A 14030-nucleotide genomic window follows, 5' to 3' on the forward strand; every position below is an offset into this window, starting at 1 on the left:
CTCCTCACTGAATCACACACGAAAGGAAACCCATGGCTCGCTCCGACGTCCTAGTCTCCGCAGACTGGGCCGAGCAGAACCTCAATGCCCCCAAGACCGTCTTTGTTGAGGTCGATGAGGACACCACCGCCTACGACGGTGGCCACATCGAGGGCGCTGTGAAGATCGACTGGAAGACCGATCTGCAGGATCCGGTCCGCCGCGACTTCGTCAACCAGGAGCAGTTCTCCGCCCTGCTGTCCGAAAAGGGCATCGCGAACGACGACACCGTGGTTCTCTACGGCGGCAACAACAACTGGTTTGCTGCATACGCCTACTGGTACTTCAAGCTTTACGGCCACGAGAACGTCAAACTTCTTGACGGCGGACGCAAGAAGTGGGAACTCGACGGTCGGCCCCTCGTCCAGGAAGTTCCTAAGCGCGAGGCCACTAACTACAGCGCGAAGCCGCAGGATGTCGCTATCCGCGCATTCCGCGACGAAGTAATCGATGCTATCGGCAATAAGAACCTCGTCGACGTTCGCTCACCTGACGAGTTCAGCGGCAAGATTCTTGCTCCTGCGCACCTTCCGCAGGAGCAGTCACAGCGCGCGGGCCACATCCCCACCGCGATCAGTGTTCCGTGGAGCAAGGCCGCCAACGAAGATGGCACCTTCAAGTCCGATGACGAACTCCGCCAGCTGTACAAAGAGGAAGGCCTCGACGACGGCAAGGACATCATTGCCTACTGCCGCATCGGCGAGCGCTCCAGCCACACGTGGTTCGCGCTCCGCGAGCTGCTCGGATACGACAATGTCAAGAACTACGACGGCAGCTGGACTGAATACGGTTCACTCGTCGGCGTCCCGATCGCTTTGGGGGAGAAGTAATTATGTGCGGTGCACCAGTCCAGGGACAGAACCTTCCCGCCGGTGTTGATGCGGAAAAAGAAACCGTCATCACCGGAAAGGTCGTCGGCGAGGCCGGCGATCCGATCGGTGGCGCGTTCGTGCGCCTCCTCGACAGCACCGGCGAGTTCACCGCCGAGGTTGTCGCATCCGGCAGCGGTGACTTCCGTTTCTTCGCGGCACCCGGAACGTGGACCGTGCGCGCACTGTCCGCGTCCGGCAACGGTGAGGCATCTGTCAGCCCCGAGTCAGCTGGCGTCCACGAAGTGAGCATCACCGTCAGCAAGTAAGCCAACTGGCCGGTTGCCGCCTCCTCGCAGCCGGCCCCGAAAGCAGGCCCGGATCGCACGCATGCGGTCCGGGCCTGCTGCGTTCTCACAGTCCAACTGCGCTTCACACCCCTCACGTGCAGTTCACCACGGCTATAGCCCGTGTGAGCGACACATCTGCAGTGTGAACGTGAGCGAGGCGGGAAGGGCCGGGGCCGTGTCGTTGTGACCGGCCGCACCCGATACACTCAGAACGTGGTGATTTTCTTCGAGATCCTCTTGGTGCTGTCGAGCGTGCTTATCACCTGGTTCGCTGTGTACGTGGTGTATCGCCTCGTCACCGACGAGCAGAAGCAGTGACTGAGCGGGACGACACGCCAGCTCCCAAGCCGGAACCAGGTAGCGCTAACGCGGCGGTTGCGGCTGCCGCTGCGCGGGCAAAAGCGACTGCAGCGCGCAATGTCCCGAGCCTCCCCGGCCTGCCGTTACCGGATGACACGGCCAACCTTCGTGAAGGCCCCAATCTGAGTGACGCGCTCCTTGCGCTCCTCCCCCTCGTTGGTGTGTGGCGCGGTGAGGGCGAAGGGAACGATCCGAAGAGCGGCGACTACAAGTTCGGGCAGCAGATCGTGGTCAGCCATGACGGCGGCGACTACCTGACTTGGGACGCGAGAAGCTGGGTCATCGACGACGACGGCAACTACGTGAAGCCAGACCTGCGCGAAAGTGGCTTCTGGCGAGTTGCTGACTCGGACGGCGAGGAAGTCCTCGAATTCTTGCTCACCCACACATCAGGTGTCATTGAGCTTTATTACGGCGAGGCCCGCACCCAATCTTCCTGGGAACTTGCAACCGATGTGGTTATCCGCAGCCAGTCTGCCGAAGTAGTAGGTGGCGCCAAGCGGCTCTACGGCATCGTCGCCGACGGTGACCTTGCCTATGTGGAAGAACGCATCAATGCCGACGGTCAGCTAATACCTCGGCTTTCGGCACGGCTGCACCGATTCGCCGGATAGGCCAGCACGGCGCTCTTGACGCGTCGAGCCAGGCAGGCGGACCATTACTGTATTGATCGCAGTTGCGCTGCAAGGTCGCCGTCATGAATGCAACAACTCAATCCGCGCCCAGCCACATGGAGCTTCCGGTAACGGCTCGCTACCTCATGGCAGTCAGCACCGTGCTCGCACCGGCAACCGTGGTCGCCGCAATCTTTCTGCACCCGGTCGAACTTGGGGTGGAAGGTGTCGAAGCGATCGAGCAGTTTGATGCCCACCGCGACTCCTACCTACTGATCGCCTGGCTCTTCGCCATCTCCACATTTTTCTGGGTTGTCGCAATCCTCACTTTGGGCCGTGTCGCACGGTACTACTCACGCATTCTTGGCCTAATCGGGATGGTCATCGCATTCGGCCTCGCCATTCCAATATCGCTGGACTACGAAGACTTGAGTTACATCGCGCTGGAAAACAACCTCGAACCCGAAACGATCGCTGCGCTTTTCGCCTCCGCGGATCAACTCCCGTCGGGGATCCTGGGATTCGTGTGGCTTGCCGGTCTTATCGGCCTGATCCTGCTCGGCATAGCGATCCTGCGGGGCGAGGGCGCACCAAAATGGGCAGGTGCTGCGCTGATCGTCGCCCCGCTAGGCATTCCCGCGGCGTGGTTCGCGGCGTCAGCGATCGTTTTCTACATCGCGTGGGTCGTTCTGACTGCTGGGTTTGCGGGCTGCGCGATCGACTTCGTCAGACACCAGAAGCACGTTCCCTAGTTCGTGCTGTAGACCACCAATTGCGCTGCCGTGCTCACGACGACCCCGTCGTCGATCATGTCGACCCGCGCTACGTCGGGAACCTCAAACGACCACACACGCTCGCCTTTATCAAGCGCGATACCTGCGACTTCACTTGGGTTGTGCCCGCGCGTCACCATATCGTCGCCAACCGCACCCAAGACCCAGCCGAATTCCCCGAACGGCGAGCTCCACAATTGCTCGCCTGTTCGGGCGTCCAATCCGAGTGTCGGACCGCCGGGTGCGCTGCCGGACGCTAGCGCTACGTCGCCAACAATTCCGAGCACCCAGAAGTACCGCGGGTCCCGATCCCACAGCAGTTCGCCAGTCTCGAAATCATGCAACGCAGCACCGTTGACGAGGTACACGGGCGAATCTGTGGAACCCGAACGGCTCACCACCGAGATGACGTTCCCCGGGTCGTCATATCGTGCGACTTCCTCCCCCTCGAGCGTGAATATCGCTGCACCGTTTCCGGATTCGCAGAGGTCGACGATGTACCCGTGGCCGGGGACGCGAGCTACGGAATACAATGACTCATCTGGTGTCCGCGTGCCATCGTCAGCGCTGGCGACGAAGGACTGTTCGCCGCGGAAAAGCACGACACCGTCGGCGGCCTCGAGCCAGAAGCCCTGAACGCCCGTGTCACAGTCCGGGTTGAGCGGATACTCGCGCCGCCAGTCACCCTCGGGATCGTCAATACTTCCCCGCGTGATCGTCGCTGCCCGATCGGGCTGATCGTAGGGATCCTGCCAGGCCAGGAAGACAGACCCATCGGAAACGGCGACCTCTCGTGCCGCCTCAGCGGGGAAGCTCGAGGCGACCTCGCCGTCGCTCAGCCGATAGAACCGCAGCTCCGCGGGTTCGGAGGGCGCCGGACTCGTTCCCGTACCCGGTTCATGCGGGTCCCCGCCGACCAGGCAGGGCAGCAGTCCCTCGATCTCGTCCTCAGCGCACGTCAGCGCGCCGGTGACCTGCTGCGTCCACAACACCTCACCATCCGCCCTATCGAGGGCGACCAGCACCTGCTCAGGAACCTGCGCGCTGGTGTACTCGGATGAATTCACGTCGCTTCGGACAGTGGTGACGAGCACGTCACCCACCTCATGCGCTCCGGTCGGCGCATCACTCACGGGCGACGGCCCCAACCGGGCGGGGCGAACGAACACCCCTCCTTCAGCGATGCTCGACGCATCGACCGTCCATTCGGATTCGAGGAGCCGCTCGGGCGCCTCAACAGGGGCATCAGTGGGGTCCGCTGGATCTGTTGGCTGACCGTCCTCAGGGCCCGCGCAGGCCGAAAAAACAAGCATTCCTGCCAGTGCCAGCACTGTCAGCGCGCGCGTTCCTGCGCCGTCAGATGACATAGACGCTCCCCCTGCATTTTGGAGACCCACCGCCAACCACGACAATACGCGTGCATGAGCGGCATGTCCGATCCCCGCGAGCGCGGCGAGTCATGCGTGAAGCCGCGGCTACCCTCGTCCGATGTACGGCATCGTTGTCGCCATCAGTGTGACGAACTGGACGTTGGCAGAGAGTGGCAGCTGCGCCATGTGCAGCACCTGTTCGGCCGCATGACAAGCATCGAACGTGGGCTCCTGCTTTACGCTGCCATCTGCCTGCCTCGCCCCTGCCGCGAAACCGTGCGTCATATCGGTGGCAGCATTGCCAATATCGATCTGGCCACACGCGATGTTGTAGGGACGGCCATCAAGCGAGATGGACTTTGTGAGACCGGTGATCGCGTGCTTGGTCGCCGCATAGGCTGCGGTTCCAGGCCGCGGGACATGTGCTGATATCGAGCCGTTGTTGATGATCCGCCCACCGACGGGATCCTGGGTTTTCATGTGCCGCATAGCTTCTGCCGCGCACAGAAAGTATCCGGTCAGATTGACGTCGACGGTCGCCCGCCACTCCTCGACGGTGATCTCGTCGATTCCGCCAACCGGACCGAACGTCCCGGCGTTGTTGACCAGCACGTCGATACGCCCCCACGCATCGCGGACAGTCCCGAACAGGGCTCGCACCGACGCCTCGTCCGTGACATCCGTGGCGACGGTAAGTGCCTGACCACTGTCGCCAGCGGTTTCCGTCAGACTTTCCGTGTGACGTCCGGCGAGCGCGACTCGGAAGCCTGCTCCCAGCATCGCGCGAGTGATGGCCCGGCCCAAGCCAGACCCGGCACCCGTAACGACTGCAACAGGCGCAGTACCCGTCTGCCTCATACCGCTCCCCTACGATCGTCGGTGATGTCTCCTTATTCCTACACCGTCAACTGTTCGATCCTGTTGACCCACCTGCCGCTTCTCGAGCGACCGCACGCTGTCCGCGATGCTGGATTCAACGCTGTCGAGTTCTGGTGGCCATTCGACTGTGCGGTGCCTGGTGACCGCGAGGTGGACGAGTTTGTCCGCGCCGTGTCCAACGCCGGTGTGACGCTGTCACACCTGAATTTCGCGGCAGGGAACCTCGCAGACGGTGACCGGGGGCTGTTGTCCGACCCGCAGCGTATCTCCGAGTTTCGCGACAACATCGAGGTGGTTGTGGGTATCGGTGAGCAGCTAGGAGCGGCGGGATTCAATGCGCTCTACGGCAATCGCGTTGATGGGGTGGCGCCGGAAATGCAGGACGAGCTTGCCACCGAGAATCTCGTGCTCGCCGCAGAAGCTGCGGCGCGCATCGGCGCGTGCGTGTTGCTGGAACCGGTCAGCGGGTTTCCTGCCTATCCACTGCAGCTGGCGCGGGATGCCGTTGAGGTAATCGAACGTGTGGGAAGGGCCAACATCGGTCTGCTCGCGGACCTGTACCACTTGGCTGTGAACGGGGAGGACATTCCCACTGCGATCACCCGCTTCAGCAACTACATCCGGCACGTCCAGATTGCGGATGTGCCGGGGCGCGGGGCGCCAGGGACCGGAGATCTGCCGCTGACGGACTACTTGTCGCAAATCTGCGAGACCGGTTACGACGGCTACGTGTCGCTGGAGTATGTGTCGGCTGCCTCTGACCCCTTTTCGTGGCTGGCGCGCGACGGCTTCGCGGGATAATGCGAACCGTGGCAGACGAAGCGCGACCCTACCCGGCAGACAAGCTGTGCCCGTGTCAGCATGGTGAGACGTACGCGAACTGCTGCGGACAGATCATCAACGGTGCGACCGCGGCACCGACAGCAGTGCAGCTCATGCGTTCTCGCTACACCGCCTTCGCTGTCGGCGCGGTCGACTACCTGCTGACGTCATGGCATCCGAGGACAAGGCCGGATGTGCTTGAACTCGATCCTGAGCAGACGTGGCGGCGGCTCGAAATTATCCGCACCGACAAAGGCGGCCCGTTCGACAAGGACGGCATCGTGGAGTTTCGGGCCCACTACCGACATTCCGGCGAACGCGGCTCCCTGCACGAAGTGAGCCGATTCGTTCGCGAGCAGGGCCGCTGGCTGTACGTCGACGGTCAGATCCTGCCCTGACCGGAGCAGGCGGAGTCATTTCCTGGCGCCCAGCCTGTCCTCGAGTCTGGAGATCATGCGGTGCGTGCGCTTGTCACGCACAAGCAGTGCGTCGAAGCCGACATTGATCACGCCGCGCAGCAGGGCATACGGTGCCCACATGCTGGGCGCGATGGTCCTGGCGGACCGACGGGCTATCCCGTCGCATATTGTCTTCGCAGCATCCGTGGCGGAGATGCGCCGATTGAACGGCCACGGGAACCGTCCGCCGAGTTCGCGGCCAAGTTCGTCCTCGTCGAGCATGCCGCGCGTCATCACCGTTTCAACGATCCCGAAGTACGCCACCTGAGCTGTCGCACCATGCACAGCTAACTCGATGCGCAATGCGCGCCCTAGCTGTTCGACAGCCGCTTTGGTGATCATGTACGGCGAACCGCCCATGCCTGGCGCGAACGCGGCGACCGAGGCGACCACAACAACGTGGCCCCGCGTCGCGACGATGTCATCGAGCACGGGACGGACAGTGTTGTACACGCCGGTGAGGTTGATGCTCACAACTCGATCGAACTCCGCGTCGTCCATCAGCCGCAGCGTGGCAGGTTGTGGAGTGACGCCAGCGTTGGCGACAACGACCGCGACGGGGCCAAGGTCAGCCTGGATTTTCTTGACCGCCAGCGTCATCGCTTCCCGATCCGCCACGTTCGCGCCCAGGCCACGCGCACCCTGACCAATTGCCTCCGCTGCACCGATGGCGGCGGCTTCGTCGACATCGAGAATCGCAACGCGGGCACCGCGGTCAGCTAGGTGCCGCGCAACCTCGAAGCCGATCCCGCCCCCGCCGCCGGTAACCAGCGCGACTTTGCCATGCACATCCAGCGCAGTCCTCGTCACTTCTCAGCCCGCCCTAATCCGATAGTCGTCGGTGTTGAATTGCTTGACGCGGCTTCGATATTCGAAGCTCCAGTTCGGGTACAGTCCCGCGTTCCGGCCGTCGGCTGTGGTGTAGTAGCTATTGCATCCGCCTTGGAGCCACACCGTGTGTTCGCTGCGTCGCTCGACTTCGGCGAGGAATGCGTCTTGCACGTCGGGCCGGACCTCGACACGCTGAGCCCCAATGGTGTCGAGTTTGTTCAGTGCGTCGATGATGTAACTGATCTGCAGTTCGATCATGAAGATCGCGGACTGGTTCCCTACGGCGCCGAACGGGCCCAGAATCGAAAAAGCGTTGGGAAAGCCAGTGGTCGCGACACCGAGATAGCTTTGGGGGCGCTGCTCGTACCGTTCCCCCATCGACGTGCTGTCTGGGCCGAAAATCCGCGATCCAGCGCCTGCCGGCATGGTAAAGCCAGTACCGAAGATGATGGTGTCAACCGGATACTCACGGCCGTCGTGGGTGGTGATGCTGTGCCGTCCGATCTCCCGGATCCCACTCGTTTCGACTGTGACGTTCGGCTGGGTAAGTGCGGGAAAGTAGGAGTCTGAGAAGATCGCGCGCTTGCAGCCAATCATGTAGTCGGGCGTGAGTTTTCGCCGGAGTTCCGGGTCACGAACCTGCCGGAGCAGTTGCATTCTCCCGAGCGCTTCGAATGGATGCCGGAACCGGCGGTCGACGAAGCCCGGCAGACCGAAGCTCTCGATCATGCCGTAATACGCGGAGCGCAATCCGCGCTGCATGGCCGGAACGTGGCGCAACAGCGCACGCTCGAGTGCCAGAGTTGGCCGGTCCATGCGGGTGACGATCCACGGGGCACTGCGCTGAAAGACAGTGAGATGCTTGACGATCGGCTGAATTTCCGGGATGAACTGCACAGCCGAGGCACCTGTACCGATGACTGCGACACGTTCCCCAGTCAGGTCGTGGTCATGATCCCAGTGCAGCGAGTGGAACTTCGCCCCTTCGAACCGTTCGAGTCCCGGCAGCCCTGGTATCGACGCGTCGGTGAAAAGCCCAGTTGCCGTGACGAGTATGCGCGCAGTGAGTGATCCGCTGCTCGTTTTGATCCTCCACTGGTTCTCGTTGTCCTCCCACCGCGCATCGAGAAGTTCAGAATCCAAACGTATGTGCCGCACAACGTCGTTGTCGCCCGCGACCTTGCGCAGGTAAGCGAGGATTTCGTGTTGCCTGCCGTAGGTTCGGGTCCAGTTTGGGTTAGGCGCAAACGAGTAGCTGTACAGGTGGGATGGCACATCACATGCGCAACCGGGGTACGTGTTGTCCCGCCACACCCCGCCGATTTCCGAAGCACGTTCGAGGACAACGAAATCGGTGAATCCTGCTTCTCGAAGTTTGACGGATAAGCCAATACCCGCGAAACCGGCTCCGATGATGGCAACGCCAACATGCTCGCCGTGTGAGGATCTCGCCATTGAGTTCACTCCTTATATGTCCAGGATCAGGGGGCCGTCCACCGACCTCGAAACGCAGGTGAGCATCGAGTGCTGGCGTTCGGGTTCGGTGAGCAGGCGGTCGCGGTGATCAACGTCGCCATGCAACACTCGCGTTTTGCAGGAGCCGCAGAAGCCTTGCTGACAGGAGTACGCGACCCCGGGAAACGCGCGCCGGATCGCGGCGAGCGCAGTCTCGTCGGCCGCGACGTCAACTGTGCTGCCCGTTCGCGCCAGCATGATCTGAAATGGCGCACCCCCACGCACTGGCGCGGCGGAGAAACGTTCCATGTGGAGCGAGGCTGTGCTGTTGACTTGCGGCAGAAGTGTGCGCGCGGACTCGAGCATTGGTGGCGGGCCGCATACGTAGACGGCCGCGCCGGGCAGAATGTCGACCAGGTGCTCCGTCAGATTAGGCGCGCCGTACTCGTCGTCAGGCAAGATTCGCGATTGCGCGCCGATCGATTCGATGTCCGCGACAAAAGGCATCGACGCACGGGTGCGGCCTGTGTAGACCAGCCTCGTGGGCACTCCGGCATGCGCGGCGGCGCGAAACATCGGCAAGATCGGCGTGATACCGATGCCACCGGCTAGCAGCACATAGGCGGGGGCATCGATGAAGCTGAACGCGTTGCGCGGGCCGCGAACGCGGAGTGAATCCCCCGCTTTTACGTGCTCGTGCACTTCAGCCGACGCCGTCCCATTGGGTACCCGGCGGACCGCGATACGGTAGTAGCTCCGGTCGGTGGGGTCGCCGCAGAGCGAATACTGGCGTTGCCTGCCAGAGGGTAAGAAGACGTCGAGGTGTGCTCCCGGTGTCCACGTGGGCAAAGCGAGGTTGTCCGGCGCTGCAAGTCTGAGACTGATGACATCGTCAGCGACAGCGACAGCCTCCTGAACTACGAGCTCAAAGTCGTAGCCGCTATGCCGGACCGGCTTCGGCGCAGCCAGTACTGGGACGGGACTGCTGACCACCACGTTGCGATAGGCGCGGGCCGCGCCGACGATTGCCTTCAGAGTTGGCTCGACCCGCACCTCGTTCATGACGCCTCCGCGGCACGCGCTGCGGGTGACAGCGCCAGATACCGGATGGCCTTGTCGAGGCTGCCCATCTGAGACGGATGGAAGTTCGGGCGCAGATACTGCGGCATCTCGGAAAGGAAGATCATGACGCTGGGGATCTTGCCGCGCCGAGTGGCGGCTATGAAATCGAGGACGGGGTGTTTGGATTTCGCCGGTTCCGGGTCGGTGCGCACGAGGTGCCGCATCGTAATCGCGAACAGCACCGCGAGTGTCGCGGCACCGAGAAGCCCGGTGCGCACCCTCCTCCCGTAGCTGCCGTCGAGGTACTGGAACGCATCAAAGACGACGTTGCGGTGTTCGACTTCCTCCGCACCGTGCCAGCGAATTAGGTCAAGCATCATTGGATGCATGTCGTCGATCTTGTCGTTGTCGAGAAACCATTGACCTATGACGGCAGTGAAGTGCTCCATCGCCGCGTATAGCGCTAAGCGCTCTTTGAGCCACTCCTTTCTGGCACGCCCGGTGAGGCCCCGGTCCGCCATCACGTGGTCGACGAGATAGTGCATGCGGTCGATCACGGGCTGTACAGGGACACCGTTGCGTTCTAGGTGCTCGCGCACACCTTCGTGCGAACTTGCGTGCATCGACTCCTGCCCGACGAAGCCCTGGACCTCTTCGCGCAGGCGGTCGTCGTGGATGTGCGGCAGCGCCTCAGCGAGCGCCGCTGCCATAGCGCGTTCGCCCTCAGGGAGGACGAGATGCATGAAATTGAAGAACTGGGTGGCCACAGGTTCACCCGGGAGGTAGTGCAAAGGCACACCCTCCCAATCGAACTTCACATTGCGCGCTGTGATCGCGTACGCCTGGTCCTCATAGCGGCTCGATGTCACACCCATGCAAGGCTCCTTTGCCTAACTGGAATCAACCGATTCAACTTGAATCAGATGATTCCACTAGGTGACAGTAGTGTCAAGTACCATGGGCAAGTGACTACGGAAAGCCCAGCACCAGCTAAGAAGTGGCGCGGGCAAACCCTCCACGACCGCGCAGATGAGCGGCGCGAGCAACTACTCGACGCTGCCCTCGAACTCGTGGCTAACGAAGGCGTGGCCGCGCTCACCATGCGAGCAGTCACGCGGGCAGCCAGTCTCTCGCCGCGATACTTCTACGAGAGCTTCCCCGACCGTGACGCCCTGCTTTTCGCGGTTTTCGACCGGACCGTCGAACAGCTGCAGCAGAGAGTCGCCGGTGCGATGGCTGACGAAGAGGGTATGGAACCAAAGTGCTATGCCGCATTCGATTGTGCGGCCCGCTTTTTCGATCACGACCCTCGGGCTGCGCGCCTTCTGCTTCGCGAATCCCTTGCGGACAACACGTTGCGGGAGCATGCGCTCGATGCGCTGCCGCACTTCATCCTGTCGACAGCAGTCGAATTTCTCAGTGATGCAGCCGTTGCGACTGACGTTGATCAGACACGCATACAGCTCGATACCTCCGCCCTCTCAGGGTCGGTGGTGACGCTCTTCCTCGACTGGACTGAGGGGCGACTCGACCTCCCGCGCGAACGGCTCGTCAGCTACTGCACTGAGCTGGTCGTAGGAATGCTTAACCGGCATGCGGCTGGACCGCAGGAGCCCGCGTCGCGCTGAAGCCCGTGGCGCCTTCACACCCTGGCGGCAGCTTCGTCGTAAAGGCTGTCGATCTCCGCCGCATATAGCGAATCGATCGGCTTGCGGCGCAGTTTCATCGTGGGCGTCAGCATCTCTGATCCTGGCTCCCAATATTCGCTGAGCACGCTGTAGCGCTTAATTTGCTCCACACGGGATAGGGCGCTGTTCGCGGTGGCGACCGCTGCGTCAATCGTTTCCCGAAGATCAGGGCTCGCGACTAGTTCCGAAAGCTCACTGCTGATGCCGCGCTGCTTCGCGAACGCGGTAGCAGCCTCCTCATCAAGAACGACCAGCGCAACGTTGTACTTGCGATCGTTGCCGATGACGACGACCTGTGAGATCAGCGGACAAGCCGCCTTAACTGCATTTTCTATGTTCGCGGGCGACATGTTCTTGCCGCCAGCGTTGATGATGATTTCTTTCTTACGATCGACGATGCTGATATAGCCGTCCGAGTCGATCGACGCGATGTCCCCCGTATGCAGCCAGCCGTCGCTGTCGACCGCTTCGGCTGTCTGCTCGGGCCGGTTGCGGTAACCGCGCATGAGAATCGGTCCAGAAATGAGCAGTTCGCCATCGTCAGCGAGTTTCGCGTACACACCTGGCGCTGGCTTACCAACTGTGCCCAGCCGAACCTGACCGGAGTGGCTCATGGTGCTAAGTCCAGAGAGTTCGGACATGCCCCACGCATCCGAAAGTGGAATGCCGAGTCCGATGAAGAACTTGATCACATCTGGCGCGATCGGCGCGGCGCCGGAGAGCGCGAGACGCGCCTGATCGAGTCCAATCTTGTGGCGGATCTTGCTCAGAACCAGCTTGTCGGCAAGGGCGTACTGCGCAGCGAGCTTCCGTCCTGGCTGCCCACCAGTCGTTTTGGCCCCCGCCATCTCCTGTCCGACGGACAGCGCCCAGGCGCCAAGCCGCTTCTTCACAGGGCTTTGCTCGCCCTCGACTGCTGCGAGTAGCGCAACGCGGATCTTTTGCCACACCGTCGGTACCGCGCCGAAGAAGGTCGGTCGCACGTCCGCCAATGCACCGACGACCTGCTTAGGGTCCGCGACGCAGGTGACTTGGTTTCCACAGACGGCCTGGATGTAGAGCGCTGACCATCGATCGGCGACGTGAGCGCTCGGGAGGAACGAGATGACGCGATCGTCCGCGGTCATATCCATGAGTAGCTCAGAGCCTTCGACCTGCGCGAGCATGCCTTTGTGGGTGAGTTCGACACCTTTCGGCGAGCCGGTGGTACCCGAGGTATAGATGAGCGTGAGCACGTCGTCCGGCGTCACGCTGCGCCAGGCGCGTTCGAAGTCGAACTCGCTGAGTGGCACGTCTTCCAGCGCGACAGCTCCGGAAGGGGCGCCGTCGATGCAAACTACATGCTTCACGCTGGTTTCGCGTGCACCGTCGGCCAGTACGGGCACAAAGGCCTTTTCGCAGACAACGACAGCATTCTCCGCGTCAGTGAAGAGGTAACGAATCTGGTCGGGTGAAGACGTGTTGTAGATCGAGAATGGAATCGCCCCGAGGTGCTGCGCGGCCGTGTCAATCAGGTGAAACTCTGGCCGGTTCGTCATCATGAGCGCCACTGTGTCTCCGTGCCGAACCCCGAGGGAATGCAGTTGCGCGGCGATGGTCCGCACTCGTTCGCCGTACTGGCCCCACGTCAAGGTTGTCGCACCTCCGGGCGTGCGGACCGCAGTTCGGGCTGCAAAGTCGCGAACAGTGTTCTGGAAGGCTTCACACATCGTGCTGGCCTGGGAGGATCGTGTTTTCGTCATCGCCGCTCCTTGCGGTGGGAGGTGTTCTTCGAATCAGCGCCACGGTTAGCACTTCAGAAGGCTCGTTGCTGCGAAGTGGCACCGCCTGGGCGCAGGCGCCGGGGCCAGGCGGTGGTACAGGACACACAGTAACTCACTATTGACATAATGCCAATAGTGAGTCAGGGCAGGGTCAGAAATGATTCACGTTCCGGAACAGTGAATGAGACCGGCCGGATTAGTCTGGTCCGGTAAAGTGATTTTGTCCGGTACCGGGGCAGCCGAGAGGGGTCATCCCGTGTTGCGAAGGGTGCTTCTGAGCGGATTCGTATCTGCATGCGTCGTCGCTGCCGGATGTGGGTCTGGCGAAGACAGTGAAAACACCGATGCGGCCGGCCATGCCTACCTGTTCGTCCAGTCTGCGACAGAGGGAACATACCGGGCTGGCGCACTGACGCTGGCGGGGATCGCGCCCACGACCACGTGGTTCACAAGTCGACCGGACCGGCAGTCTGGCGATGTACCGCACGATGTGTTTATTGAGTCCTGGTCTCAGTCCGCCGATAGTTTTGCCGAGGATCCGCCAAACGCTGGGCTGGTTTTCACTAGCGGCGGCGAGCAATCAGTAGCTGTCGTGGAACTGACTGAGCCATCGCTGACAAATGGCGAGTTCCGTTACCGAATTCGCGTCCTCGACGGCGAGGTTCCGGAGTCCTTCAGCGATGTTGCGGTGTTCATCGATTCCGGAGGTCTGATGCAACTAGTCGCGTATGGCGCTCAGGACGTTCCCCTGAATTAG

The 14030-nt window shown here is 61.9% G+C and carries 15 protein-coding genes; 8 read left to right on the forward strand and 7 right to left on the reverse strand.

Features of this window, described 5'->3' with window-relative positions; all coding sequences use genetic code 11:
* Positions 1-32 precede the first annotated feature (32 nt).
* The 4 genes from FHU29_RS08780 (at position 33) to FHU29_RS08795 (ending at position 2924) form a co-directional block, all read left to right on the forward strand.
* Entirely contained in the window at positions 33-869 is an 837-nt protein-coding gene (locus tag FHU29_RS08780; RefSeq protein ID WP_064441119.1) for a sulfurtransferase, read from the forward strand.
* 2 nt (positions 870-871) lie between these two features.
* Entirely contained in the window at positions 872-1177 is a 306-nt protein-coding gene (locus tag FHU29_RS08785) for a DUF1416 domain-containing protein (RefSeq protein ID WP_064441120.1), read from the forward strand.
* A gap of 335 nt (positions 1178-1512) precedes the next feature.
* Positions 1513-2172 (forward strand): heme-binding beta-barrel domain-containing protein, encoded by a 660-nt coding sequence (locus FHU29_RS08790; RefSeq protein ID WP_064441121.1) that lies wholly within the window; start codon positions 1513-1515, stop codon positions 2170-2172.
* Positions 2173-2255: 83 nt separating this feature from the next.
* A complete protein-coding gene (locus FHU29_RS08795) occupies positions 2256-2924 on the forward strand; it encodes a hypothetical protein (protein WP_157095233.1) in 669 nt (222 codons plus the stop codon).
* Here the strand turns inward: FHU29_RS08795 and FHU29_RS08800 are convergent.
* The gene (locus FHU29_RS08800; RefSeq protein WP_064441123.1) at positions 2921-4312 is read right to left on the reverse strand and encodes a PQQ-binding-like beta-propeller repeat protein; all 1392 of its coding nucleotides are present in this window, start codon (positions 4310-4312) and stop codon (positions 2921-2923) included. The two genes, FHU29_RS08795 and FHU29_RS08800, sit on opposite strands and share 4 nt — an antisense overlap.
* Positions 4313-4420: 108 nt before the next feature.
* Positions 4421-5173 (reverse strand): SDR family oxidoreductase, encoded by a 753-nt coding sequence (locus tag FHU29_RS08805; protein WP_064441124.1) that lies wholly within the window; start codon positions 5171-5173, stop codon positions 4421-4423.
* Between the two features lie 24 nt (positions 5174-5197).
* Between FHU29_RS08805 and FHU29_RS08810 the strand changes: the two genes are divergently transcribed.
* Both FHU29_RS08810 and FHU29_RS08815 read left to right on the forward strand, forming a co-directional pair.
* Positions 5198-5995, forward strand: a complete 798-nt coding sequence (locus FHU29_RS08810; RefSeq protein WP_064441125.1) for a hydroxypyruvate isomerase family protein — start codon at positions 5198-5200, stop codon at positions 5993-5995.
* Entirely contained in the window at positions 5995-6414 is a 420-nt protein-coding gene (locus FHU29_RS08815) for a YchJ family protein (protein ID WP_064441126.1), read from the forward strand. Before FHU29_RS08810 ends, FHU29_RS08815 begins: the two co-directional genes overlap by 1 nt.
* Before the next feature lie 15 nt (positions 6415-6429).
* On the opposite strand, the gene FHU29_RS08820 is transcribed toward FHU29_RS08815, so the two are convergent.
* Genes FHU29_RS08820 through FHU29_RS08835 form a run of 4 tightly spaced genes read right to left on the reverse strand, consistent with a single transcriptional unit; the run spans position 6430 to position 10697 of the window.
* On the reverse strand, positions 6430-7284 hold the full coding sequence (locus tag FHU29_RS08820) for a short-chain dehydrogenase/reductase (RefSeq protein WP_064441127.1): 855 nt from the start codon (positions 7282-7284) through the stop codon (positions 6430-6432).
* A 3-nt stretch (positions 7285-7287) separates the two neighbouring features.
* Positions 7288-8760: a flavin-containing monooxygenase gene (locus FHU29_RS08825; protein WP_064441128.1), complete on the reverse strand. Its 1473-nt coding sequence runs from the start codon at positions 8758-8760 to the stop codon at positions 7288-7290.
* Positions 8761-8772: 12 nt separating this feature from the next.
* A complete protein-coding gene (locus FHU29_RS08830) occupies positions 8773-9822 on the reverse strand; it encodes a PDR/VanB family oxidoreductase (protein WP_064441129.1) in 1050 nt (349 codons plus the stop codon).
* Positions 9819-10697, reverse strand: coding sequence for a metal-dependent hydrolase (locus tag FHU29_RS08835; protein WP_064441130.1), 879 nt, complete (start codon positions 10695-10697; stop codon positions 9819-9821). The genes FHU29_RS08830 and FHU29_RS08835 overlap by 4 nt, the downstream gene beginning before the upstream one ends.
* Before the next feature lie 90 nt (positions 10698-10787).
* On the opposite strand from FHU29_RS08835, the gene FHU29_RS08840 reads away from it, so the two are divergent.
* The gene (locus FHU29_RS08840) at positions 10788-11450 is read left to right on the forward strand and encodes a TetR/AcrR family transcriptional regulator (protein ID WP_064441245.1); all 663 of its coding nucleotides are present in this window, start codon (positions 10788-10790) and stop codon (positions 11448-11450) included.
* A gap of 14 nt (positions 11451-11464) precedes the next feature.
* On the opposite strand, the gene FHU29_RS08845 is transcribed toward FHU29_RS08840, so the two are convergent.
* Positions 11465-13252, reverse strand: a complete 1788-nt coding sequence (locus FHU29_RS08845; protein WP_064441131.1) for an AMP-dependent synthetase/ligase — start codon at positions 13250-13252, stop codon at positions 11465-11467.
* A 277-nt stretch (positions 13253-13529) separates the two neighbouring features.
* Between FHU29_RS08845 and FHU29_RS08850 the strand changes: the two genes are divergently transcribed.
* Positions 13530-14030 carry a hypothetical protein gene (locus tag FHU29_RS08850; RefSeq protein ID WP_157095237.1) on the forward strand — a complete coding sequence of 167 codons (501 nt, stop codon included), beginning with the start codon at positions 13530-13532 and terminating at the stop codon, positions 14028-14030.

The sequence above is a fragment of the Hoyosella altamirensis genome, assembly GCF_014191505.1.
Lineage (GTDB): Bacteria > Actinomycetota > Actinomycetes > Mycobacteriales > Mycobacteriaceae > Hoyosella > Hoyosella altamirensis.